21 protein-coding genes are annotated in these 24,308 nt (G+C 73.1%); 8 read left to right on the top strand and 13 right to left on the bottom strand.

Annotated elements, in window-relative coordinates; all coding sequences use genetic code 11:
• Positions 1-196: 196 nt before the first annotated feature.
• Positions 197-1,246 carry an Lrp/AsnC family transcriptional regulator gene (locus AB0C96_RS00795; RefSeq protein WP_362912219.1) on the top strand — a complete coding sequence of 350 codons (1,050 nt, stop codon included), beginning with the start codon at positions 197-199 and terminating at the stop codon, positions 1,244-1,246.
• 11 nt (positions 1,247-1,257) lie between these two features.
• A complete protein-coding gene (locus AB0C96_RS00790; RefSeq protein ID WP_362912217.1) occupies positions 1,258-1,899 on the top strand; it encodes a class I SAM-dependent methyltransferase in 642 nt (213 codons plus the stop codon).
• Between the two features lie 111 nt (positions 1,900-2,010).
• Here AB0C96_RS00790 and AB0C96_RS00785 read toward each other — a convergent pair whose 3' ends face one another.
• Complete coding sequence (locus AB0C96_RS00785; RefSeq protein WP_362912216.1) at positions 2,011-2,175, bottom strand: hypothetical protein; 165 nt, start codon at positions 2,173-2,175, stop codon at positions 2,011-2,013.
• Between the two features lie 178 nt (positions 2,176-2,353).
• Between AB0C96_RS00785 and AB0C96_RS00780 the strand changes: the two genes are divergently transcribed.
• Positions 2,354-3,538: a sensor histidine kinase gene (locus tag AB0C96_RS00780; RefSeq protein ID WP_362912214.1), complete on the top strand. Its 1,185-nt coding sequence runs from the start codon at positions 2,354-2,356 to the stop codon at positions 3,536-3,538.
• A complete protein-coding gene (locus tag AB0C96_RS00775) occupies positions 3,526-4,170 on the top strand; it encodes a response regulator transcription factor (protein WP_362912212.1) in 645 nt (214 codons plus the stop codon). The genes AB0C96_RS00780 and AB0C96_RS00775 overlap by 13 nt, the downstream gene beginning before the upstream one ends.
• 20 nt (positions 4,171-4,190) lie before the next feature.
• On the opposite strand, the gene AB0C96_RS00770 is transcribed toward AB0C96_RS00775, so the two are convergent.
• The 10 genes from AB0C96_RS00770 to AB0C96_RS00725 form a co-directional block, all read right to left on the bottom strand.
• On the bottom strand, positions 4,191-6,752 hold the full coding sequence (locus AB0C96_RS00770; protein ID WP_362912210.1) for an ABC transporter permease: 2,562 nt from the start codon (positions 6,750-6,752) through the stop codon (positions 4,191-4,193).
• Entirely contained in the window at positions 6,749-7,552 is an 804-nt protein-coding gene (locus AB0C96_RS00765) for an ABC transporter ATP-binding protein (RefSeq protein ID WP_362912436.1), read from the bottom strand. The genes AB0C96_RS00770 and AB0C96_RS00765 overlap by 4 nt, the downstream gene beginning before the upstream one ends.
• Positions 7,553-7,882: 330 nt before the next feature.
• Positions 7,883-8,848 carry a hypothetical protein gene (locus tag AB0C96_RS00760; RefSeq protein ID WP_362912208.1) on the bottom strand — a complete coding sequence of 322 codons (966 nt, stop codon included), beginning with the start codon at positions 8,846-8,848 and terminating at the stop codon, positions 7,883-7,885.
• 60 nt (positions 8,849-8,908) lie between these two features.
• Entirely contained in the window at positions 8,909-11,038 is a 2,130-nt protein-coding gene (locus tag AB0C96_RS00755) for a UvrD-helicase domain-containing protein (RefSeq protein WP_362912206.1), read from the bottom strand.
• Between the two features lie 249 nt (positions 11,039-11,287).
• Positions 11,288-13,519: a family 2 encapsulin nanocompartment cargo protein terpene cyclase gene (locus AB0C96_RS00750; protein WP_362912204.1), complete on the bottom strand. Its 2,232-nt coding sequence runs from the start codon at positions 13,517-13,519 to the stop codon at positions 11,288-11,290.
• 154 nt (positions 13,520-13,673) lie between these two features.
• On the bottom strand, positions 13,674-14,504 hold the full coding sequence (locus AB0C96_RS00745) for an alpha-L-glutamate ligase (protein ID WP_362912202.1): 831 nt from the start codon (positions 14,502-14,504) through the stop codon (positions 13,674-13,676).
• The gene (locus AB0C96_RS00740; protein ID WP_362912200.1) at positions 14,501-15,412 is read right to left on the bottom strand and encodes a hypothetical protein; all 912 of its coding nucleotides are present in this window, start codon (positions 15,410-15,412) and stop codon (positions 14,501-14,503) included. The genes AB0C96_RS00745 and AB0C96_RS00740 overlap by 4 nt, the downstream gene beginning before the upstream one ends.
• 513 nt (positions 15,413-15,925) lie before the next feature.
• Complete coding sequence (locus AB0C96_RS00735) at positions 15,926-17,161, bottom strand: serine hydrolase domain-containing protein (RefSeq protein ID WP_362912198.1); 1,236 nt, start codon at positions 17,159-17,161, stop codon at positions 15,926-15,928.
• 230 nt (positions 17,162-17,391) lie between these two features.
• Entirely contained in the window at positions 17,392-17,751 is a 360-nt protein-coding gene (locus AB0C96_RS00730) for a DUF1048 domain-containing protein (protein WP_362912196.1), read from the bottom strand.
• A 2-nt stretch (positions 17,752-17,753) separates the two neighbouring features.
• The gene (locus tag AB0C96_RS00725; RefSeq protein WP_362912194.1) at positions 17,754-18,083 is read right to left on the bottom strand and encodes a PadR family transcriptional regulator; all 330 of its coding nucleotides are present in this window, start codon (positions 18,081-18,083) and stop codon (positions 17,754-17,756) included.
• 282 nt (positions 18,084-18,365) lie between these two features.
• Between AB0C96_RS00725 and AB0C96_RS00720 the strand changes: the two genes are divergently transcribed.
• From AB0C96_RS00720 to rocD, 3 genes are all read left to right on the top strand, one after another.
• Positions 18,366-18,962 carry an Lrp/AsnC family transcriptional regulator gene (locus tag AB0C96_RS00720; RefSeq protein WP_362912192.1) on the top strand — a complete coding sequence of 199 codons (597 nt, stop codon included), beginning with the start codon at positions 18,366-18,368 and terminating at the stop codon, positions 18,960-18,962.
• 164 nt (positions 18,963-19,126) lie between these two features.
• Positions 19,127-19,936, top strand: a complete 810-nt coding sequence (ddaH, locus tag AB0C96_RS00715; RefSeq protein ID WP_362912191.1) for a dimethylargininase — start codon at positions 19,127-19,129, stop codon at positions 19,934-19,936.
• Positions 19,936-21,216, top strand: coding sequence for an ornithine--oxo-acid transaminase (rocD, locus tag AB0C96_RS00710; protein ID WP_362912189.1), 1,281 nt, complete (start codon positions 19,936-19,938; stop codon positions 21,214-21,216). Before ddaH ends, rocD begins: the two co-directional genes overlap by 1 nt.
• Positions 21,217-21,456: 240 nt before the next feature.
• Here the strand turns inward: rocD and AB0C96_RS00705 are convergent, their stop codons facing one another.
• Entirely contained in the window at positions 21,457-22,047 is a 591-nt protein-coding gene (locus AB0C96_RS00705; protein ID WP_362912187.1) for a TetR/AcrR family transcriptional regulator, read from the bottom strand.
• Positions 22,048-22,188: 141 nt separating this feature from the next.
• Here AB0C96_RS00705 and AB0C96_RS00700 point away from each other — a divergent pair, with 141 nt between their 5' ends.
• Positions 22,189-22,650, top strand: coding sequence for a nuclear transport factor 2 family protein (locus AB0C96_RS00700; RefSeq protein WP_362912186.1), 462 nt, complete (start codon positions 22,189-22,191; stop codon positions 22,648-22,650).
• On the opposite strand, the gene AB0C96_RS00695 is transcribed toward AB0C96_RS00700, so the two are convergent.
• Positions 22,651-24,222 carry a PLP-dependent aminotransferase family protein gene (locus AB0C96_RS00695; protein WP_362912184.1) on the bottom strand — a complete coding sequence of 524 codons (1,572 nt, stop codon included), beginning with the start codon at positions 24,220-24,222 and terminating at the stop codon, positions 22,651-22,653.
• Between the last annotated feature and the right edge of the window lie 86 nt (positions 24,223-24,308).

The raw sequence follows: 24,308 nt of genomic DNA, 5'->3' as shown, positions 1-24,308 counted from the left end.
CCGGGCCTTCCGGCCGGACGTCGGGTCGGGCATTCCGATCGGTGGATGCCGGGCCGAGCGTGCCGAGGCGTACGGTGGAGCTTCCACCTACGGCGTTGTGATAGCGGTTCTTTTCCTTTCAGCGCCCTTGAGTGAAGGATTTATCCATGAAGGATCTATCCGTGTCGGCGGTCCGAGGTGCCGTCAAGGAGCTGCCGTGAAGGATGTTCCGGCCGTGCTGGACGAGGTCGACCGCGGACTGGTGCACGCCCTGCACATCGACGGGCGGGCGCCGTTCAGCCGGATCGCCGAGGTGCTCGGCGTCTCGACGCAGACCGTGGCCCGCCGCTACCGGAGGCTGTGCGCCCGGGCCGGGCTCCGGGTCGTCGGCCTGGTCGATCCGCACCACGCGGGGCGGGCACAGTGGCTGGTCCGGCTCACCGCCGCACCGCACGGCGCCCAGGACCTCGCGCTGGCACTGGCCCGGCGGGCGGACACCTCCTGGGTGAAGCTCGCCTCCGGCGGTACCGAGATCATCGCGGTGGTACACGCCCCGGCAGCCGGCGCCGGCCGGCACGCACTGTTGCTGCACGACATCCCCCGCACCGCCGGGATCACCGAGGTCTCCGCCCACTACCTGCTCCACACCTACCTGGGCGGGCCCACCGCCTGGCGGGGCCGGGCGAGTTCCCTCGACGAGCAGCAGCAACGCCGCCTGCTCCCCCGCCACGAGGCGTCGGACGCCACCCGACTCCCGTTGCCCACAACGGAGTTGGCCGAGTCGGACGACGCGCTGCTGGCCGCGTTGCAGCGGGACGGCCGGACCAGTCACGCCGACCTGGCCGCAGCCACCGGCTGGTCACCCGCCACCGTCGCCCGCCGGCTGGCCGCCCTACAGGCCTGCGGCGCGCTCTTCTTCGACGTCGAGTGCGACGACGCGCTGTTCGGCGCCACCACGCAGGCGATGCTGTGGATGACCGTCACCCCGGCCCGGCTCGACCGGGTCGCCACCGCCCTGGCAGAACACGAGGAGCTCGCCTTCGTCGCCGCCACCACCGGCCGGACGAACGTGGTCGCGCACGCGCTGTGCCCGGATCCGGCTGCCCTGCACCGCTACCTCACCCAGCGCCTCGGCGACCACGGCGCGATCCTCACCCTGGAGACCGCGCCGGTGCTGCGGACCGTCAAGGGCGCCGGGCCGCTCGCCCCGTTCGGGCCAAGTCCTGCCCTACGGGCGGGTGGTCGGACTGTCAGAGGGAGGCCCTAGTGTCCTCGCTCGTGACCGATCCTTCCTCGCACCTGTGCGCGACAGCCGATGCCTACGATGCCGTCGCTGTCCTCTATGCCGAGCTCTTCCGCAATGCACTCGACGATCTTCCGCTGGATCGCGCGGTGCTCGCCGCGTTCGCCGAGACCGTGCGGGCCGCCGGCGGCGGGCCGGTCGCCGAGCTGGGATGCGGTCCCGGCAGTGTGACCGCGCACCTGCGGGACCTGGGGCTGGACGTCTTCGGCGTCGACCTGTCGCCGGTGATGATCGATCTCGCCCGCGAGGCGTACCCGGACCTGCGGTTCGAGGTCGGCTCCATGGACGCCCTGGACCTGGCCGACGGCACGCTGGACGGCATCGTGTCGTGGTACTCGGTCATCCACACCCCACCGCAGGACGTGCCGTCGTACCTCGCGGAGTTCCGGCGGGTGCTCGCGTCCGGCGGCCACCTCCTGCTCGGCTTCTTCGAGTCGGAGGGCGCGCCGGTCACGGCGTTCGACCACAAGGTGACGACGGCCTACCGGTGGCCGATCGACGACCTGGCGGCGCTGGCCGGCGACGCCGGGTTCGCCGAAGTCGGCCGGATGCTGCGTGAGCCGCTCCAGGGGGAACGGTTCCGCCGGGGTCATCTGCTGATGCGCAGGGGCACATGACGCACCGCCCGGAGTGACGCGCTGCCCGGAGTGACGCACCGCCCGGAGTGACGCGCTGCCCGGAGTGAGCCGAACGGCCCGGCAGGGCTTTCCCGGGCGGCGACTCCGCCGTCAGGCCCGCTTCCCCCTCATCAGGAACAGCCCCACCGCCGAACCCAGCACCACCACGCCGCTGGAGACGCTGATCAGGATCTGCTGTAGACCGTCGAAGGCGAAGCTGGTGGAGACGTTGACGGCGACCGCGACGATCAGGACGAACCAGAGCAGGGCCTTCATGGGGGTTCCCTTCCAGGAGGAGTGCGGAGCGTGGCGTGCTGTGCCGGTGATGACAATGCCGCGACCCGGCGCCCGTTTCGATGGGGCACCCTCCCGAACGGAGGGTGTAGTGCGCTACACCCTCCGGCGGGGAGACCGCCCGCCCGCCGCCGCACCGCAGGTCAACTAGCCTGACGGCATGGGGGATACGGTGCGGCGGGCGGGACGGGCGACGGGGCAGCTGATGACGGCCGCCGGGTTGGCGCTGCTGTCGTACCTGTTCCTCGCCGTGCTGATGTTCACCGCGGTCGCGACGGCGATCGTGGTCGGCGCGGGCGTACTGCCCGAGACGGTGCTGATGCTGCGCAGGATGGCCGGGTTCAAGCGGCGCCGGGTGGCGGGCTGGACGGGCCGGGCGGTCCCCGAGGCGTACCGCCCGCTGACCGGGGAGTTGGGCGAGCGGGTGCGGACGGCGATCGCGGACCCGGGCACGTACCGGGATCTGCGCTGGCTCGCCGCGCACTTCGGCTACGGCTGGTTGCTGGCGTACCTGGCGCTGCCGCTGTGGGCCGTCGGACTGCTCGTCGACGGGGTGTGGTGCGGGCTGCTGCGCCGGCGGCCCGTCGTCCTGCCGCTGATCGGGCGCCTCGCCGACCTCGACGCGGCCTGGTCACGGGCGCTGCTGACGCCCTCGCCGGAGAGCCGGCACACCGCCGAGCTCGCCGAGCGGGTCGAGGAGCTGACCGTCACCCGGGCCGGCGCGGTGGCCGCGCACGGCGCCGAACTGCGGCGCATCGAACGGGACTTGCACGACGGCACGCAGGCCCGCCTGGTGGCGCTGTCGATGCGGGTGGGGCTGGCCCGGCGCGCGTACGACAAGGACCCCGAGGCGGCGCGCAGGCTCCTCGACGACGCACAGGACCAGGCCGAGGAGGCCCTCACCGAGCTGCGCCAGGTGGTCCGCGGCATCCACCCGCCGATCCTCACCGACCGGGGACTGGCCGGTGCGGTAAGGGCGTTGGCGGCGAGCAGCGCGCTCGACGTGGCGGTGCGCGAGGACGGGGTGACCGAGGGCCCGCGGGCACCGGCGGCGGTGGAGGCGGCCGCGTACTTCGTCGTCGCGGAGGCGCTGACCAATGCGGCCAGGCACAGCGGGGCGGACCGGGCCGCGGTGGAACTGTCGCGCCGGGACGGGGTGTTGCGGGTGGCCGTGCGCGACGAGGGGTGCGGCGGCGCGGAGCGTCCGGTGCCGGTGGGAGCGCCGGGGGGCAGTGGGCTCCTCGGCATCCGGCGGCGGGTCGCGGCGCTCGACGGGACCGTGGATGTGACCAGCCCCGTCGGGGGGCCGACCGTGATCGAAGTGGAGCTGCCGTGCGCGTGGTGATCGCCGAGGACAACGCCCTGCTGCGGGAGGGTCTGGTGCTGCTGCTGACCTCCGCCGGGCACGAGGTGGTGGCGGTGGCGGCCGCCGGGCCGGACGTGCTGCCGGCGCTCCTGGCACACCGGCCGGACGCCGCGGTGCTGGACGTGCGGATGCCGCCCGGCTTCCGCGACGAGGGGCTGCGCGCGGCGCTCGCGGCGCGGCGGGAGCTGCCCGGCCTGCCGGTGCTCGTGCTGTCGCAGTACGTCGAGGAGACCTACGCCGCCGAGCTGCTGGGCGGCGGCGCGAGCGGGGTCGGCTATCTGCTGAAGGACCGGGTGGGGCGGGTCGACGAGTTCCTGGACGCCCTGGAGCGGGTCGCGGCCGGCGGCACCGCGCTGGACCCCGAGGTCGTCACGGAGCTGCTGACCAGGCGCCGGGACGATCCGCTCGACGCCCTGACCCCACGCGAACGGGAGGTGCTCCAGCTGATGGCCGAGGGCCGGGACAACGCGACCATCGCCGAACTGCTGGTGGTGTCGGACCGCGCGGTCAGCAAGCACATCGGCAATGTCTTCGCGAAGCTGGGCCTGCCGCCGAGCGACAGCGGACACCGCAGGGTGCTGGCCGTCCTGGCGTACCTGAACGGGAGCTGACCCGCGGCGACGGGGCGGGCTCACCGACCGGGCCGTCCCGGGTACCGTCCGCGCAGCGCCGCCCGAGCCGGCAGCAGCGTTCCCGCCGCGGTCGTCGCCACGACCGCCGCCACGACCACCCCCGCCTGCGTCAGCGGCAGGTACGGCAGCGTGCCGGCCACCGCCGCGCCGAACGCCAGCAGCGGCACCGATGCCACCGCGGCCCCCACCGCCAGGCCCGTCACCGCGGTGACCGCCGCCTCCAGCCGGAGCATCCGCCTCAGTTGGCGACGCCCCGCACCGGCCAGGCGCAGCAGCCGCAGTTCGGGGCGCCGGCCGACGGCGATCAGCGACAGGGTGCTCAGCACGGCGATGGCCGTGAACGCCCCGATGGCCGCGACCGCCGCCACCGTGACCACCTCGCCGAGCGCCTGGTCAGCCGCCTCGACACGTACCGGCCCGGGGCGCGTCGTCACCTCGGCGCCGGGCACCGCCGCCGCCAACGCCCGCGCGACCGCGGTCCGGTCCCCGCCCGGTGCGTCGGCCGCGACCAGCACCCGTGCCCGGTCCGGCGCCGCGCCGTGGCGCCGCAGCTCGTCGGCGGAGAGCAGGAAGTCCCCCAGGGCGAGCGACCGTTCGTAGGTGGCGACCACCCGCAGCCGCGCCGGCGCCCCGTCCCCGAAGCGCAGCACCGCCGTGTCGCCGGGTCGCAGATCGAGCGAGTCGGCCCGGTCGGTGCCGACCGCGACGGTGCCGGGCCGCAGCTGCCGCACCGTCCCCTCCCGGACGTCCGGGTCGAGGGTGCGTTCCAGTCGTCCGGGCGTGACGCCGAGCACCGGCAGCCGCTCCAGCCGGGGCGAGCCTGCCTCCCGCCCGGCCAGCACCACCGTGCCGGCCACCCACTCCGTCGCGGCCCGCACCCCCGGCACCGCCCGGATGCGCTCCAGCGCACCGGCCGGCAACCCGCCCGCGGCCCGCACCTCGAAGCCGGCTCGCAGCGCCCGGTCGGCCTGTGCGGCCCCTTCGTGGGTGAGCGTCGCACCGGCCGACAGCTGGACCCCGACGAAGGCGGTGACCAGGACGACGGGGGTGAGTGCGGCGCCCGAACGGCGGGCGGTGGCGGTTGCGTTGGCGGCGGCGAGCCGCCCACCGGGGCCGCCGAACCGCCGCAGCGGCGGGCCCAGTACCCGCATCGCGCCCTCGGCGATCCACGGCCCGAGGAGGGCACAGGCGCTCACCATCGTCACCGCCGCCGCCCCGGACGCGGCGGCCGCGGCCGCACCGTGCTGGAGGGCCGCGGTCCCCGCCGAACTCACCCCCACCGTCAGCAGCACCAGCCCGCCGACCTTGCGCCCCTTGCCGGGCACCGCCGGACGCAGCGCCTGGGCCGGCCGCACCTTCGCGGTGCGGGCACAGGCGATCAGCGCCGCCAGCCGCGCCACCAGGACGGTGATCGCCGCGGTGACCAGCGGCGCCGGCCACAGCGCCGGCGGCATCGGGAGTTCGAGCCCGGGCGGCAGCGCCCCGCGGGCGTCCAGGAGCGCCCGCAGGCCGAGGTGGGCAGGGAACGCCCCCACCGCCCCCAGCAGCGCGGCGCGGACCGCGACCCGGCCGACTTCCCCGCCCACCGCGGCGCGCAGCTGCCGGGGTGTCGCCCCGACCACGCGCAACAGGGCCAGCTCCTCGGCGCGTTGTTGCAGCGCCTGCACCACCGTCGACGACACCACGAGCAGCGCGATCAGGACGACGGTGCCGGCCACCGACCCGAGCAGCTCCAGCAGTCCGGCACGGGCGGGCCGGGCGGCCAGGAACTCGGCTTGACCCCGCCCGTTCCCGGCCAGCACCCGCAGCGCCGCCGCGTCCCCGTCCGCACGCCGGCCGGCGCTCCCCAGGCCCGCGGTGTCCAGCGCACGGCGCACCCGGTCATGCAGCTCCGCGGGGTCGGTACCGGGTGCGGCGGTGATCCCGATGGCGTCCACCGCCCCGGGGTGCCCGGCCAACCGGCGGGCTTCGCCCCGGGTGAAGTAGACGGCGGCGCGGGGTCCGTCGGCGACGCCCACCACGGTGTACGGCGCGTCGCTGCTGCCCGCGCGCAGCACCCGGCGGGCGCCGGCACGGACCCCGGCGCCTGCCCCGCCCCCCACCACGACCTCGTCCGCACGCTGTGGTGCGCGCCCGTTCCGCAGGCCGTAGGGCGCCAGCCGGGCGGCGTCCCAGGGCCGTCCGACGGCGGTCTCGGGGTGCCGGCCGACCCGGCCCACCGGGAACACGTCGTCGGCGACGGCCGACCGCACCCCGGGCACCCGCCGGACCACGGCGAGCGCCGCCGCCGGCACCCGCACCCGCTCGGTGAGTCCGGCCGTCGCGGTCTCCGGCTCGCTGCCCCACGGCGTGGCGGTGAAGCGGGTGTTCTGGTCGCCGGCGACCACCAGGTCGGCCGCCGCGTAGCGCGCCACCCGCGGGTGGCCGAGCCCGGCCGAGGCGAGGGCGAGCCCGAAGGTGCCGAGCAGCAGCGAGGTGAGGGCGAGTGCGGCACAGGCGGCGGCCCAGGCAGTGCGGTGGGTGCGGGCCGCTCGGGCGGCGAGCAGACGGGTGACGTTCACGCGGCCCGCCCCGCCCGCATCGCCGCGCTCTGCTCGCGCCCCAGGTCCCGCATGACACGGGTCACTTCATCGACGTCCGGGCACTCCACCCGCCCCGCGACCCGCCCCCCTACGAGGAAGAGCGCGGCATCCGCCCAGGTCGCGGCGGCTGGATCGTGGGTGACCATGACGACGGTGCGGTCGTCCCGGTCGACGGCCCGCCGCAGCAGGGCGAGTACGTCCTCGGCGGCGGCGGGGTCGAGGGCTCCGGTGGGTTCGTCGGCGAAGACGACGTCGGGGTCGTTGATCAACGCGCGGGCGAGCGCCACCCGCTGCCGCTGCCCGCCGGACAGCTCCCAGGTCGCGGCGTCCGCCCGCTCGCCGAGCCCGACGGCGGCCAGGCCCCGGCGGGCCCGCCCGTCCACGGGCGCGCCGCCCAGCAGCAGCGGGAGGGCGACGTTCTCCACGACGCTCAGCGACGGCACGAGGTGGTGTGCCTGGAACACGAACCCTACGCGCTCCCGCCGCAGCCGGGTCAGCGCGGTTTCGGAGAGCGCGGACAGCTCCGTTCCGCCGATCCGCACCACCCCCGCCGTCGGCCGGTCGAGCCCGGCGGCGCACTGCAACAGGGTCGACTTCCCGGAGCCGGACGGCCCCATGACGGCGAGGAACCGGCCGCGGGGCACGGCGAGGTCCACCGGGTGCAGGGCGACCACCCCACGCCCGTGGTCACGGCCGACCCCCTCCAACGTGAGCGCATCGGGCACCGTGCCCGACCCCGCCGCGGTAGCTGTCGCGGCCTCGCGCCGCCGCCCGAACATTCGCTTCACACGCCCTCTCCATGGCCCGGTGGCCCGGTCGCCACACCACGCAGAACGCTAGGAACGGAACGGCGCGCGAGGGAGAGAGCTCGCCCCCGTCCTGGTGGTGTAGCAGGCCCCACCGCCGACCTGGTGGCCGGCTCGGTGGCGCCGAGCGAGAGGGAGCCCACCGGACCATCGGACCACCGGACGTCCGACGGCCGGGAAACGGGCGAAGTCCCGCCCGGTGGGCGGGACTTCGCCGTTCGGCTGCCCCGGCGGGGAGGCACGGCCGATGCGACTGCGGCGGCCTTCGCCGAGGACGCGGAGGCGCTGCGGCGGAGGGGGCGGCTATCCGACGGGCGCGTCGCCTGCCGGACGGCTGGCCACCCGGGGACGGGCGCTCGGCCGAGCACTCGGCCGGTTGGGCGACTTGGAGGCCGAGGGCGGGACGACGGCCGGGGTCTTCGAGGCCGCCGGGGTGCGCGCGGGGTTCGGCCGATCGGCGGGGGACGCGGAGTCGGACGGACCCGGCCGGTCGGAGGGATCCCGGTGGTCGGACGGATCCCGGTGGTCATTCGCGTCCCGACGGTCATTCGCGTCCCGGCGGTCATTCGCGTCCCGGCGGTCCCCGGTATCCCGACGATCCCCGGTATCCCGAGGGTCGTTCGTATCCCGGCGATCGTCCCCGTCACGACGGTCATTCGCATCCCGACGGTCATCCCCGTCACGACGATCCCCCGGATCCCGACGGTCGTCCCCGTCACGACGATCCCCCGGATCCCGACGGTCATCCCCATCCCGGCGATCATTCGCATCCCGACGGTCGTCCCCGTCCCGGCGATCGGACGGCCCCGCGGTATCGGACGGCCTCGCCGTATCGGACGGGTCCGGGCGGTCGGCGGGGTCCGGAGAGCGGGACGGGTCGGACGGTTCCGAGGGGTCGGGGTAGTCGGAGGGGTCGTCGGGGTAGTCGGAGGGGTCGTCGGACGGATCCGGGGCGCTGTTCGGGTCGAGCCGCAGGCTCCCGTAGCGCGCGAACCGGGCCGCGTCCCCGGAGTACACGGTGGCCATCGCCTTCCCCGTGCAGTCGCGGGAGGGCCACAGGACGAGGTCGAGCGGGGTGTCGTTGATCAGCTCGCCGCCCCCGTCCCCGAGGCCGTAGCAGTGGTCGTCGCCGGGGTCCTCGATGTAGTACTCCTTGTTGTGTGCCCGCATGTGGAAGGTGATGGTGCCGGTGCTGGCCTGTGCACCGAAGGGGCCGAACGCGGCGAGCGCCACCCCGGCGACGGCCGCGGCGCCCAGATAAACGGTCATGTGTCGCATGGCCCGACAGTTCCCGGCGCAATATCGGACTATTCACCTATAACGGAATATTCACCCAACCCCCGTCACGCTCCCCAGCCACAGCACGTCCCGGGCCCGGGTCATCGCGACGAAGAGCTGACTCCGTGCCAGTTCCGCGCGCTCACGGGCGGTTTCGGTGGCGGCCGCGCCGTCGTCCGGCTTGGTGTCGGCCGGTAGGTGGGCCTCGTACCGCGGGAGGTAGACGCGCTTGAACTCCAGGCCCTTGGCACGGCGGTAGCTGCCGAGCTTCACGGCCTCCACCGGGTGCCCGTCGTACTGTTCCAGCAGGCAGACCCGGATTCCGGCCCGGGTGAGCAGGCGCCGGTAGCACTCTATGGCGTGCTTGGACGGGCAGAGCACGGCGGAGTCCGCCAGCTCCTGCGGGGTCAGGGCGAGCAGCGCGGCCAGCAGCGCCTCGTCGTGGGCGGCCCTGGTGGGCAGGGCGGCGCGCTGCACCTGTCCGTGGTGGTACGTCAGATCGACGTCCCGGCGACCCGACGTGCGCTGCCCGTCGATGTCCTCGAAGGCGTCCTCGGCGACCAGGGACAGCGCGGTGTCCACGATCTCCTTGCTGTTGCGGTAGTTGGCGCGCAGCACCTGTCCGCGGTCGCCCCGGATGTCGATGCCCGCGTCCGAGAGCCGGAACCCGCCCGGGTAGACGGCCTGTTGTCCGTCGCCCACCAGCAGCAGGCCGTTGGGGCTGTCCCCGACCAGGGCGTGCAGCAGGCGCACCCCGACGAGGGTGAGGTCCTGGACCTCGTCCACCACCACGGCCGCGTAGCCGGAGTGACCGGTGCGGCCGGACGCCTCCGCGAGGGCGAGCGAGAGGACGTCGTTGAAGTCGTGCACCGCGCGCTCGCCGCGCTGGGCCTCGTACGCCTCGTACAGGTCCCAGACCGCCTGGCGGTGCGGTCGGCGCAGGCTCGCGCGGCGGCGGCGACGGGCCAGCGCGGCGTACTCCTCGAAGGAGGTGATGCCGCGGCCCTTGATGACGTAGTCGATCTCGTCCTTCCAGTAGCGGGACAGCGGGTCGATCTCGGCGAGGCAGCTGTCCCGGCCGACGTGCTTCCAGGCCAGGCTGAAGGCGGTCTCCGCCTTGCCCCCGTGCAGGTGGACGGGGACGCCGCGGGCGTGCAGGTACTCCTGCGCCCAGGAGTGCAGGCTGCGGAAGTCGACCTGGTCGGCCACCGCCGGGGCCATGGTGGCCAGGAAGGTGGCCTGCACCCGCGGCAGGTTGTTGGCGAAGGTGACGTACAGGACCCGGCCGTTGGTGCGCTGGGCGAGGTAGGCCGCGCGGTGCAGGCCGACGACCGTCTTGCCGGTGCCGGCCGGGCCGGTGATCCGGGCCGGGCCGGCCCAGTTGCGGCGGACGAGCGCGAGCTGGTCCGGGTCGAGGAAGGTCATCCACCGCTCGATGGGGGCCCGGCGGGCCTCGTCGAGCGCGGCCTCGCGCAGCCCGTCGAGGTCGAAGAGGCCGTCGGCCCCGGTGTCCGGCGGCCCGGCGGCGGGGCGTGCGGGCCGGGCTGTTCGGGCCGATCGGGCGCCGGCCGGGTCCTCGTACTCGGGGAAGACCTGCCCCAGGTGCTCGGTCAGGGCCCGGACCGCGCCCGCCGTCAGCCGGGTGCGCTCCGACAGCAGCGCGGGCCCGATCTCCCGCTCGCCCAGCAGCCGTACCCGGCCCACCTCGTCGTCGACGCACTGTCCGGCGAAGGCCATCAGCGGACGCACCGCCACCGGTGACATCCCCAGGGACGCCACCGCGCCCTCGGCGGTCTTGGTGACCGCGAGCAGTTTGCGGCGGTGCTCGTCGCGGGAGAAGCCGCCGGCCCGCAGCCGGCCGCAGGACGGTTCCGGTGCGGCCCGCCAGTTCTTGACGTCGATGACGAAGACCCCGCCGGGCCCGATCAGCAGCATGTCGACATTGGCCGCCCGGGTGCCCGGCCAGCGCCGGTCCACCAGCAGCCGCCAGCCCCGTTCGGTCAGCATCAGCAGCTGGGCGGCGATCCGCCGCTCCCCCTCGCTCGCCGCCTCCCAGCGCTCGGCCTGTTGTCGGGCCGAGCGCCACGCCTCCCGTAACAGACGCTCCTGCGTCCGGGCCTCCTGCGCCCGCCGGGACGCCGAACCGCCTGCCGAACCGCTCGCCGCACTCCCTGCCGCCATCGCTCGCCCCCTCACCACTGGCCCCCGCATCCGCGGGGTCATGAACCATAGGTCCGTGGCACATGACGCGGTAGTGCGCACGGGAGGAGCACAGGGGGCATGGCGCGGGCCAGTCCGCCAGTGGGGCCGTCCGCCAATGGGCTCGTGGGCCCGTCCGCCAATCGGCTCGCGGGCCCGTCCGTCCGTGGGCCCGCGGGCCGGTCGGCGCGCCACGGCGCCACCGGCCGACGGGGACCCCCGGCACACCGGCTATCCCACGGCCGCCGGCGACCGCTGGAAGAGCCGGGCCGCGGACGTGCCCGGCCCGGTCGGCGCACCCGGCCACCCCGGTGAGCCCGGCGGACGGCGCAGCTCGGGCTCGACGTAGCGCAGACAGCCGCGGTGCCAGGTCAGGATGCCGGCCATCCAGTTCTCCAGCTCGCGCACATATCCGTCGAGCGCCGCACGGGCCTCGGGCGAGAGGTCGAAGTCCTCGTGGACGATGGGGAGTCGCTCCTTGGCGACGTGCTGGAACTCGCGCATGCGGGAGGTCATCAGGTCGTTGATGATGGCCAGCGCGGTCGGGTAGTCGCAGTCGAAGAAGGTCTGGACGACGAGGATGCCGTTGTGCACCTCGCCCTCGTACTCGATCTCCTTCTGGTAGGAGAAGACGTCGTTCATCAGGCAGCCGAAGTCGGCGGCGGCGTTCTCCAGCGAGCGCAGGGTGCCGGTGCGGTGGACCTCCGGCGGGACCTGCCGGCCGTGGCCGATGCGGCTGAGGGCCATGGTGAGGCCGGAGCCGAAGGTGGCGCGGCGCATCTCGATGTAGTCGACCGGGTCGGGGATGCGGTTCTGGATCTGGTTGTCGATCTCCCAGAGCCAGCCGGCGGTCATCGTGTCGATCGTGTCGCGGAAGCCGCGGCGCGCCTCGGGCGTCATAGGTGCCGCGGTGCGCGTCCAGAGGTCGGTGAGTCCCCGCTCCAGGGCGTTGACCGGCTCCGGCGTGGGGTCGGCGAGGTCGAGCGGCATGAACGCCGACAGCCGCGCGGTGCACGCCTTGGCCACGGCGAGGTCCCTGGTCCGGCCGAAGACCTGCGGGTAGTAGTCGTCCGCGTAGGTGCCCCAGGCCAACCAGGCGGAGGTCAGGTCGAGTTGCTCGGCGGTGGCGTCCGGGTGGATGCCGGCCGCGCACAGCGCCAGGTCGTGCCGGGCCATCGCCGGCTCGTCCCAGACGTCGGAGAGCGGCACGCCTGGCTGCGGCCGGAGCATGCCGACGCTGTGCGCCCAGGCGATCACCCGGCGGCGGGCGCCCTCCAGGTGGGGGCTGAGGGTGGTGGTGAACGGCATGCGGATGTCGGGGATCCGCGACGGTCCGACCTGCTGGTGCGGGACGTGGGTGGAGCTGCGGAAGCGGTGCGCGCCGGCCGTCGCCAGCGCCCTCTTCAGGTCCGCCGCGGAGGTGCCGAGTCCGCCGGTGGGGAACGGCGACCAGGTGGAGCGGGCCGCCGAGCCGCCGCCGTTCATATAGCGGCTGGAGCGCATGTGCCATTCGTGGCCGCCCGCCTGCCAGTCCTGGAGCCCCTTGGCGTAGGCCAGCACGTCGGCGCAGGCCCCGGGGTCCAGCGCCTTCTCCAGGAAGAGCGCCGGCAGCTCCATGACCACGGTGTTCTCGAACTGCTGGAGCCGGGAGGTGATCAGGTCGTTGACGGCGTCCGCGGCCTCCTGGGTGGTGCAGTCCAAGAAGGTCTCCAGCACCAGGACGCCGTTGCTCAGTTCGCCCTCCTCCTCGGTCTCCCGCTGGTAGGAGAAGAGGTCGTTGCGCAGGTGGACGCCGTCGGAGAAGGTGTCGCGCAGCACCCGCAGCGGGCGGGAGCGCGCGACGGCCGCCGGGACCTCGGCCCCGGTCGCGTACTCCACCAGGCCCGCCGACCAGGGCGCGCCGCCGACCTTGCGGCGCATCTCGATGTACTCGACGGGGTTGGGCACCCGGGCGATGTCGATGTTGGACAGTTCCCAGAGCGACTCGTTGAGCAGGTGCTCGGTGCTCTCGGCGAACCGTTGGCGCCACTCCCGGGACATGTGCGGCACGGTGCGCGCCCAGAGGTCGGCGAGCCCCGCCTCGACCGGGTTGGTCGGCTCGGGCACGGGCGCGGTGTCGTCCATCGGCATGAAGGCGGGCAGCCGGTCGAGGTACGCCTTGCCGCCCTCCCGGTCCAGCGTCCGCTTGAACATCTCCAGGAAGTGGTCGTCGAAGAAGAAGACCCAGACGTACCAGTCGGTCACCAGCGAGAGGGCCTCGGCGTCGCAGTCCGGGTGGGTGTACGCGCAGAGCAGCGGGTAGTCGTGGGCGTCGAGGTCCGTCTCCTCCCAGATGCCCGAGCCCTCCAGCATCCCCATGTCGCGCGCCCACTTCTTCGAGTGCGTACGCGCCGCCTCCAGGTGCGGGTTCAGCCGCGCCGGATGGGGCGTGTAGAAGTCGGGCAGTTCGAATGGCTGTGTCACCGTTGCTGGCCTCTCCCCGTGCGTACGGAAGGAAGGCGCACCGGACACGCCCCCCTGACGGGGCAGCGCTACCCCTCCGGTCGGCGCGGTAGGCCTTGTGGAGGATCAGGTTCCGCCCGGCCGTCGCTTGGGTTCGATCAGCTTCGCCCGGTGATCAGTTCGGGATGACTTCCGACGCCCTGCTTTCGTTCCGCGTGGCGGCACGGAGGGCGAGCTCCGCCAGCGCCTCGGGGGCTCCCGCCTGGCCGCGGATGCCGGGGAAGGCGTTGACGTCCACGATCAGCGGCGCGCCCCCGCCGGCGTCCAGGACGTCCACCCCGTAGACGTCCAGCCCGAAGACCTCGCCGACCCGGAGCGCGGCCTCCGCCCAGCCCGCCGGCAGCTCCCCGGCCGCCAGCGGCCGCGTGGGCCCCCGGCCCTCCGGGCTGAGTTCCGAGCGGCGCAGCCCGGCGAAGAGCCGTCCGGCGACCACCCACAGTTTGTGGTCCCAGCCGCTGTTCGCGGTGAACTCCTGGACGACCACCGGCTCTTCGGGCCAGGCGGCGGCCAGCTCCCGCAGCCGTGCGGCGCTGTCCGCCCGCGCCACCAGGTCGGCACGCCGGCTGTACCGGCTCTTGATCACCAGCGGGGCGGCCGGCGCCCCGGCCGCGGCCAGCTCCTCCGTCGTGGTCAGCGCGAGGGTCCCGGCGAACGGCAGTCCGGCCGCGCGGGCCAGCCGCGCCATCTCCACCCGGTCCTGGCACCGTGCGGTGGCCGCCGCGGAGTTGACGACCGGGGCGCCACGCTCCTCCAGTCGCGCGGCGAGGGCCAGCGCCCGGGGCGTACGGGCCTTGAGGAGGTAGACGTCGGCACGCGTCGCACCGCCGACGCCCGGGGCGTCGCCCTCCGGGTCCAGGTGTACCACCTCGTGATCCGGCGTCAGCAGCGCGCTGACCGCGGCCAGCACCGGATGGCCGGGGTCCGCGGTGATCAGGCCGACCTTCACCGGTCCCCGCCGATCGCCGTCAGCGGGGTCGCCGCGGGGACGACCGTCGCCATGGGGACGGCCCGGTCCGGGAACGGTCGCCCGCCCCCCTTGCGCGCCAGATGCAGGATGGCGGCGGACACCCGGGCGACCGCGTCCGGCACCCGGCGGAAGCTGGGGAAGTCGTTGATGTCGACGACCACCGGACCGTCGGGTCCGAGCAGGACGTCCACCCCGTACAGGTCGAGGCCGAAGACCGCGCCGGCCTCCTCGACGATCCGGGCGACGTCCGGTGCGAGCGGCACCTGCCGTTCCCGCACCGCGTGCCCCGGGTGCAGCGGGGAGCACCGCTCGGTGGCGTACAGCTCGCCGGCGACGCAGTAGACCTTCAGATCGGTACCGGAGTTGGGGACGTAGGGCTGGGCGATGAGCAGCCCGCCGGTCGCGCCGCCGGACTCCCCGGTGGGTGCCTGGTCCACCAGCCGGTCCGGCGTCTCGACCAGCCGGACCGCGCGCCCCGAGCTGCCGTCCGCCGGCTTCACCACGAGCGGGAACTGCGCCTCGGGTATCTCCGCGAACTCCTCGGCTCGGGCCGCCGCGTACGTCACCGGGACCGGCAGTCCGTGGGCCCGGGCCAGCACCGCGGCGAGCGCCTTGTCGCGTACGCCCCGGATGGCCCGGACGTCGTTCACCGTCGTCAGCCCGACCGCGGCGGCGGCTTCCAGGAGGGACAGCCCCGGGCCCCCGGAGACCGTCTTGAGGATCCAGGCGTCATGGCTGCCCGCCCGTATCGCCTCGGACAGGGGTATCAGCGAACGTCCCGGCCGCAGCACGTCCACCTGGTGTCCCCAGGCGTGGAGTTGGCGGATCACGTCCAGCGGCATGCCGTCGTAGCGGTACTGCTCCTCCACCAGGAAGCAGAGTCTCATCGGTGCACCCTCGTCATCGCCGCACGTCCGTCCACCGTCCGTCCGGCAGATCCATGACGCACCAGGATCGCACGGGGGGACCGCCCGGACCCGGTGGCCCCGCGCGCTCGGTCGCATGCCCGGCCGCGGCCCGGATGTCGACCGCGTTACGCCACCTCGCCCGCCCCGTCCGTACGCCATGACCTGCGGCGCGCCGGCCCCCGTCCGACCTTCCGCCACCCACCTCCCGCTCCGTCAAATCCCGCATGCCGGAACCCTTGTTCCGCTGACGGGGTGGACCTAAGGTCAGGCCACCCCGGGGAGCGGTCAGCGCGGTGTACGCGAGCAGCGACGTACGGAAGCAGGCGAGCGGGTTGGCGAACGAACAGCAAGGCGGCTTCGGCCGGCGCGGGTTTCTGGCCGGCATGGGCGGGCTCATCGGCGCATCGGGCATCGGCGCGGACAACACGGCCGATGCCGCCACCCACCGCGACGCCCACGTGAGACCGACCTCGACCAGGCAGGTCCTCACCGTCAGTCGTCGATTGCCTGGTAGAGGGTGGTCCAGAAGTCGTTGATCGCCAGCGCCGAATCCGGCGTGGACATCCCGGTCTGGGTGAGCAGGATGCCGACGAGCTGGTTGGCCGGGTCGGCGTAGGTGGTGGTGCCGGATCCGCCGTCCCAGCCGAACTGGCCGACGGGCGCGTAGTCGCCGCGGTAGGTGCGCACCGTCATCCCGAAGCCCCAACCGCCCTGCTGCCCCAGGCCGTATGACATATGGACGAGGCTGCGTGCCAAGGCTTCTCGGGCGGCGAGCTGCTCGGGCGTGAGGCGGTTGGTGGTCATCAGCTCGACAGCGGGCCGGGACAGGATCCGTTCGGTGTCGTGCATCCCGTGGTTGAGCAGCATCCGGAAGTAGGCGTGATAGTCGTCGACAGTCGAGTCGAGTCCGCCGCCGCCTGACGGGAACGCCGGAGGCCCGCTGTGGTGCCCCCCTTCGGCCGCGTCCTCCACCGTGAACTCTCCGGTCTGCGGATCGGGGGCGTACAGGGGAGGCAGCCGGTCGATCTTGTCGGCGGGCACGTGGAAACCGGTGTCCTTCATCCCCAGCGGAGCGAAGATGCGTTCGCGCAGGAAGTCCTCGAACGACTGGCCGGTGACCCTGGCGACGAGCACGCCGAGCACGTCGTCGCTGATGTTGTACTGCCACCGTTCTCCGGGCTGGTACATCAGCGGGAGCGCGCCCAGGCGCCGCATCCACTCATCCGGCTCCACCGCCGGCAACAGCCATCCGTTCTCGCCGTAGACCCGCTGCTCGAAGAGCGCGCCCATCATCGGGGAGTCCTGCGCCGTCATATCCAGTCCGAGCCCGAACGTGGAGGTGAGCAGGTCCCGTACGGTGATCGGCCGCCGCGCCGGCACAGTGTCGTCCAGCGGGCCGTCGGGCCGCTTCAGCACCCGCCGGTCGGCGAGCTCGGGCAGCCACCGATCCACCGGGTCGTCCAGCCGCAGCCGGCACTCGTCCAGCAGGACCATCGCCCCCGCCACCGCGACCGGCTTGGTCGTCGAGGCCATCCGGAAGATGGTGTCCCGGCACATCGGCGCGCCACCGTCATGGCGCATCGTCCCGATCGCTTCGACGTGGGTCTCCTCGCCCCGGCTGACCAGTGCGACGAGTCCGGGAATCTTCCCGGACTCGACGTGCCGTGTCAGCACCTCGCGCAGCCTGCGCAGCCCTGCTTCGGAGAAGCCGTTATTGCCTTTTCGCATGATAAATCCCCCTGCATACAGCGTTGGATACATAGAGTGTTCGACCTTGCGAGACCCGCCCCGGCGTGACGTGGCGCTCGCGGCGAGAGGTGGCCATGCCGGGCATGCCGGGCATGCCCGCGTCGCGCAGCCGGTCGATGAAAGTGGTGCTCGGCCCCCGGGCACGATGTGCCGTGCCGCTATGAGCGCTATGAGCGCTACGACACGGTCTTGGCTTCTTTTCCGGTGTTTCAGCCGGCGGCGCGCTCGATGGCGCCGGTCAGCCGCTTCCGCTCACGGGCGGGGACGTAGCCGCCCTCCGAGTAGTTCTCGACGAACGCCTCGACGAACTCCACCGGGTCCTCCCCGACGACCTCGCGGATCGGCGTTCCGTCCACCGCGGCCTGCTCGAACAGGTCGGCGAGATCTTCGAACATCGACGCAGTGCTGTCTTCGTCGATCGGCACGAAGAGCATCAGGTACCGCTCGATCGCCTCGACCGCCGCGCGGTAGTTCTCGGGAAGCTCCTTGACCCGCGCCTTATACGCCCACCAGCGCTTCTTGGGCCCGATCACCTTCGAGATGAAGCCGCTCTTTTCGACACCGGACATGGTTACCCGCCCCCTTCGCGGAGCCGTTCCAGTCGTTCCGTGAGGAAGCTCCAGGTCCTCCAGAACTCTTCGAGGTACTCCCGCCCCTGAGCATTGAGGGAGTACACCTTGCGCGGCGGCCCCTTCTCGGACGAGACCTTCTCCACGTCGACGAGGCCGCGCTTCTCGACCCTGATGAGCAGCGCGTAGATGGTCCCTTCGGCGATGTCGGAGAAACCCTGTTCCCGCAGCTCCGCCGTGATCTCGTAGCCGTAGGCAGGCCGACCGGACAGGGTCGCGAGGACGATGCCCTCCAGCGTGCCCTTGAGCATCTCCGTCACCAGCTTGGTCATGGAACACCTCCTCCCCGAGCTATTCAGCGCTACTGACTACCGGTACACCGTAACGCTGACTACCGGTACTTAGCAAGACGGAATAGCGCGTTGGGCGACCGAGATCCTTCTCGGCGCCAACCACGGCTCCATCGACCCCCACGGCCCACGTCAGGACGGATACACCCCCGCAGATGCTTGGCGGGACGGGCTGCGGGTGGACATCATCCTCAATCGGACCGCCTGAGCGGCCCACCCGAGCGAACCACCTGCCCCACCACGCCCGATTGCGAGTCGCCCGCCATGAACCACAAGGCTGCCCCCTCCGACGACCTCGACCGGAAGATCATCGCGGCGCTGATCGACAACGGTCGGGCGAGCTTCGCGGAGATCGGGGCGGCCGTCGGGCTGTCCTCGACCGCGGTCAAGCGGCGGGTGGACCGGCTCCGGGAGAGCAACGTCATCACGGGCTTCACCGCGACCGTGCGGCCGGCCGCACTGGGGTGGCTGACCGAGGCGTACGTCGAGGTGTACTGCGACAGCGCGGCGCCGCCGCGGCGGCTGGCGGAGGTGGTGCGCAACCATCCGGAGATCGCCGCCGCGATGACCGTGACCGGCGGCGCCGACGCCCTGCTGCACGTACGGGCGACGGATGTGGAGCACTTCGAGGAGGTGCTGGAACGGATCAGGACCGAGCCGTTCATCCGCAAGACGATCAGCTACATGGTGCTGTCCCACCTGCTGCCGGACAGCCCGGAGGCGGGGGCCCGGCAATCCTCGACACGACCGTCGGGCCGGCCCTCGGGCCGGGCCGCGAGCCAGTCGTCGGGCCGGGCTTCGGGCGGGTCGGCGGCCCGCGGCGGGGCCGGGCCGCGCAAGGACGCAGGAAAGCAGCGCTGAGGGGTCGGATTGCGCAGGTTTCCTGCGTGGCTGCGCAGCATTTGATTCTTGTGGCCGGAAAGCACCGCTTCTTACCGTTGATGCACCGCGGGTGACGATCAGTGACGACTGGTCATCCCCGCATGTCGTCATCCACGTCCCAGAGGAAGCGGAGGGATAGTTCTGTGCCGACGAGTCGTGTGGCGAGCCCACGGCGCTATCTGGTCTGCGCGCCGAGACACTTCGACGTGCACTACGCCATCAACCCATGGATGCACGCGGACGTGCCGGTCGATACGGCGCTCGCGGGCCGCCAGTGGACGATGCTGATCGAGGCCTACCGCGAGCACGGGCACACGGTGGACCACGTACCGCCGGTGCCCGGCCTGCCCGACATGGTGTTCGCGGCGAACTCCGCGGTCGTCATCGACGGCCGGGTCTTCGGCTCGCTCTTCCATGCTCCGGAACGGCGACCGGAGTCCACCGCGTACGAAACCTGGTTCAAGGCCGCCGGATTCGACGTCTACCAGCCGGAGTCGGTGTGCGAGGGCGAGGGCGACTTCGTCCCGACGGGCCGCTACCTGCTGGCCGGCACCGGATTCCGTACGACCCGGGCCGCCCATCACGAAGTGCAGGAGTTCTTCGGCGTGCCGACCATCGGCCTCCAGCTGGTGGATCCGCTCTTCTACCACCTGGACACCGCGCTCTTCGTCCTCGACGAGGACAACATCGCCTACTACCCCGAGGCGTTCTCGCCCGGAAGCCGCGAGGTGCTCGCCCGGCTCTTCCCGGAGGCGGTGATCGCGAACCGCGACGACGCCATGGCCTTCGGCCTCAACTCCGTTTCCGACGGCCGGCACGTCTTCGTCACCCCCCAGGCGACCGGCCTGATCGACCAGCTCAACGCCCGTGGCTATGTCCCCGTCCCCGTCGACCTCTCGGAGTTCCACAAGGCCGGCGGCGGCATCAAGTGCTGCACCCAGGAGATCCGCTGATGACCGCTCCCACCCGCACCCTCCCCGTACAGTCGCCCGGTTCCTCCACCGACCCTTCTTCCACCGGCCCTTCCTCCACCGGCCGTTCGTCCGCCGAGCTGATCAAGGCCGAGGGCCCTGTGCTGGCGCACAACTACCACCCGCTGCCCGTGGTCGTGGCGCGCGCCGAAGGCGTCTGGGTCGAGGATGTCGAGGGGCGCCGCTACCTCGACATGCTGGCCGGCTACTCGGCGCTCAATTTCGGCCATCGGCACCCGGCGCTCATCGAGGCCGCGCACCGCCAGCTCGACCGGCTGACCCTCACCTCCCGTGCCTTCCACAACGACCAGCTCGCCGGCTTCGCCGAGGGCCTCGCCGAGCTGACCGGCCTGGACATGGTGCTGCCGATGAACACCGGCGCCGAAGCCGTGGAGAGCGGCATCAAGGTCGCCCGCAAGTGGGCCTACGACGTCAAGGGCGTCCCGGCGGACCGGGCGACGATCGTGGTCGCCGGCGGAAACTTCCACGGCCGCACCACGACGATCGTCGGCTTCTCCGACGACGACACGGCCCGCGTCGGCTTCGGACCCTTCGCCCCCGGCTTCCGCACCGTGCCGTACAACGACCTCGCCGCGCTCGAAGCGGCCGTGGACGAGACGACGGCCGCGGTGCTGATCGAGCCCATCCAGGGCGAGGCCGGCGTGATCATCCCGGACGAGGGCTACCTGACCGGCGTCCGCGAGCTCACCCGCCGCAGCGGATGCCTGTTCATCGCCGACGAGATCCAGTCCGGGCTGGGACGGACCGGGACCACCCTGGCCGTCGAGCACGAGTCCGTCGTCCCCGATGTCCTCCTCCTCGGCAAGGCGCTCGGCGGCGGCATCGTCCCGGTCTCCGCGGTCGTCGCCCGCCGCGAGGTGCTCGGTGTCCTGGGCCCCGGCCAGCACGGCTCGACCTTCGGCGGCAACCCGCTGGCGGCCGCGGTCGGTTCGGCCGTCGTCGAGCTGCTCGCCACCGGCGCGTTCCAGCGCCGCGCCGCGGCCCTCGGCGAGGAACTGCGCGCCGGCCTGACCGCGCTGGTCGGCAAGGGCGTGACCGGCTTCCGCGCCCGCGGCCTGTGGGCCGGCGTCGACGTCGACCCCGCCCTCGGCACCGGCCGCGAGATCAGCGAACGCCTCCTACAGGAGGGCATCCTGGTCAAGGACACCCACGGCTCGACGATCCGACTCGCCCCGCCGCTGACCATCACCAGCGAGGAGCTGGCCTCCGCGCTGGCCTGCCTGGAGCGGGCGCTGTCCTAAAAGCGGTTACCTAGAAGCACCCGCCTAAAAGCGGCTGCCTGGCAGCGCCTTGCCAGGACCGATTCCGCTCGGGGGCTGTCCGGTGATCCCCGCCGGTCAGCCTCCGGGCGTACGCGTCTCGTGGTGGAGTTCTTCTTCATGCCCCAACAGTAGGAAAATGCCGCGCAGTTGGGTATCAGGGAGAACCCTGGCACGCCCCTGACTTCACGGCGGTGAACGCCGGAGCCCCCGAGCCCGCCCTCAGGGCTTTCCCCGACCTCCGCCGGCCGCACCCGCCGTCAACAGGCTCTCGGCGGCGGTCCGGGCCTGTCGCGCCGCGGCCGGATCACCGCTGATCGCCGCACCGGCGATCGCGCCGTCGACCAGCAGCGCCACCTGCCCGGCCAGCGCATCGGGTGCGCCGTCCGGCACGGCCGCCCGCACCAGTTCCGTCAGATACGCCAGCAGCGCGAGCTTGTGCTCCCGGGCGACCCGCCGCACGCCGTCCGACGTCGCCCCCAACTCCCCGAAGGAGTTGATGAAGGCGCACCCGCGGAAGTCGGGCTCCGAGAACCAGTCGTGGAGCCAGTCGAAGACCGCCAGCGGCCGCCTGTCCGGGGCGCCGCCGTGCTCGGTCACATACCCGGCGAGCGAGGCCCGCCAGCGCGCGTCCCGCCGTCGCAGATACGCCTCCACGAGGTCCTGCTTGGCGGGGAAGCACTGGTACAGGCGCTTGAGCGACACCCCGGCAGCGGTGCGCAGTTCATCCATGCCCACGGACTGGATCCCGCGGTCGTAGAACAGCTGGTCCGCGGCGTCGAGTATCCGCGTTCGGGCTTCGTCGAGATCCATGGCACTTCCGAGCTTTCCAGCGGTCCAGCGGGCCGGCTTCTCAGCGATCCAGCTCTTCCGCTTTTCAGGAGAACGGTCGTTCTCTACACTAGCGGAACGAGTGGAGAACGACCGTTCTCCCGATGTCGACAGGAGCTCGCCATGGCGCCGCGCCCACCCTTCCCCCCCCCGTTCGACGAGCCGAGCGCGCTCCAGAAGGTGCAGGCGGCCGAGGACGCCTGGAACACCCGCGACCCGGAGCGGGTCGCCCTCGCGTACACCGAGGACTCGATCTGGCGGAACCGCGACACCTTCCTCACCGGCCGGGACGAGATCGTGGCCTTCCTGCGCCAGAAGTGGGCCCGTGAGCTGGACTACTCGCTCCGCAAGGAACTCTGGTCCTTCCACGAGAACCGGATCGCCGTGCGCTTCCAGTACGAGAGCCATGACGCGGACGGCCAGTGGTGGCGCAGTTACGGCAACGAGCTGTGGGAATTCGATGCCTACGGCCTGATGCGGCGCCGCGAGGCCGGCATCCACGACGTCCCCATCGCCGAGGCCGACCGGCGGATCTTCGGCCCCCGCCCGGAGGAGGAGAGGGGCCGGTCGCTGCCCTTCCGCTGATCACCGCCCCGCCAGCAGCTCCCCCAGGACGGCCACCCCGTCCGCGATCTCGCCCGCCGTGCGCGCCGCATAGCCGAGGACCAGCCCCGGCGGGCCGGGCCGCTGACGGTGCCAGGACAGCGGCTGGACCTTGACGCCACGGGAGAGTGCCGCGGCGGCCAGCTCCGTATCGACGATCCCCGTACCGGCCGGGCCGAGGCCCGCCGCCCCGAAGGTGACCGTCAGATGCAGGCCCGCCGCGGCGCCGTGCACGACCGCGCCCGGCAGCCGCTCCCGGATCGCCGTGATCATGGCGTCCCGACGCCGTCGATGGCGGCGCCGCAGCAGCCGCAGCCGGCGCTCCAGTTCGCCCGAATCCATCAGCCGGGCCAGCACCAACTGCGGCAGGACTGCATTGCCCAGGTCGGCGAAGCGCTTGGCGTCGGCCAGCGCCTCCCGGTACCCGGCCGGCGCGAGCAGCCAGCCCACCCTCAGGGCCGGCGCCAGCAGTTTGGAGACGCTGCCGGCGTAACAGACCTGCTCGGGGAGGAGCGACCGCAGCGCGGGGACCGGCGCGCGGTCGTAGCGGTGCTCCGCGTCGTAGTCGTCCTCGACGATCAGGCCGCCGTCCGCCGCCCAGCCCATCAGCTCACGGCGACGACCACCGCCGAGCACCACCCCGGTGGGGAACTGGTGCGCCGGCGTGAGCAGCACGGCCGGCGCACCGCTCGCCCGCAACGCATCGACCCGCACCCCCTCCTCGTCGACCGGTACCGGCGGTGTCGCCAACCCCCGACTGCCCAGATGCTGCCGGGCCCCGAGGGACCCCGGGTCCTCCACCGCCATCTCCCGCACCCCGTCACGGTGGAGCACCTGCGCGATCAGCCCGAGCGCCTGCGCGGTACCGGCGACGATCAGCACCTCGTCCGGGTCCGCTCTGACCCCCCGGTTACGGGCCAGCCAGTTGGCGACGGCCAGCCGCAGCGCGGGGGCGCCGCGCGGATCGCCGTACCCGAAGTCGCCGGCCGGGAGGTCCGCGAGCACGTCCCGCTCGGCCCGTAGCCAGGCCGCCCGCGGAAACGCGGCCAGGTCCGGCACACCGGGCGACAGGTCGATCCGCGCGGGCGCGGCCCGCAGCCTGTCGAAGACGTCCGCGCCGAGCGGCCCCACGAACGGCCCGGTCCTCTCGGCCCCGTGAGGGGAGCCGTCGCGCCCGGACGAGGAGGCGCCGCCCCGCGGGGCAGAGGGTCCGCTCCCGTACGCCGCGCCCGCGGGCCGCACCGCCTTCAGGGGCGCGGCCACGACGATCGTGCCGCCCCGGCCCCGCCCGGCCAACTGGCCGTCCTCGCCCAGCCGCTGGTACGCCTCGGTCACCACCCCCCGCGAAACCCGCAGGTCGGCTGCGAGCGTCCGGGTCGCGGGCAGTCTGCTCCCGACCGGCAGCCGGCCGTCCGCAATCGCTCGCCGCAGCTGGTCCGCGAGCCAGTCGGCACGGCCCCCAACGGGCGCCTCACCCATGTCGAGTTGCAGGAAATCCGAGGACCCCACATCCGTCGACACCACATCTGAGGACCGCGAATCCGAGGACCCCATATCCGAGAGCCCGGCGCCCACTGGCGAGGACCCGGCGCCCACGGTCGAGCCTATGGACCTGTCGGACCGTTCTCCTTTGGACCTGT

It is taken from the genome of Streptomyces sp. NPDC048506, from assembly GCF_040651315.1.
Classification (GTDB): domain Bacteria; phylum Actinomycetota; class Actinomycetes; order Streptomycetales; family Streptomycetaceae; genus Streptomyces.
This window is presented reverse-complemented; position numbering and strand designations above follow the sequence as displayed.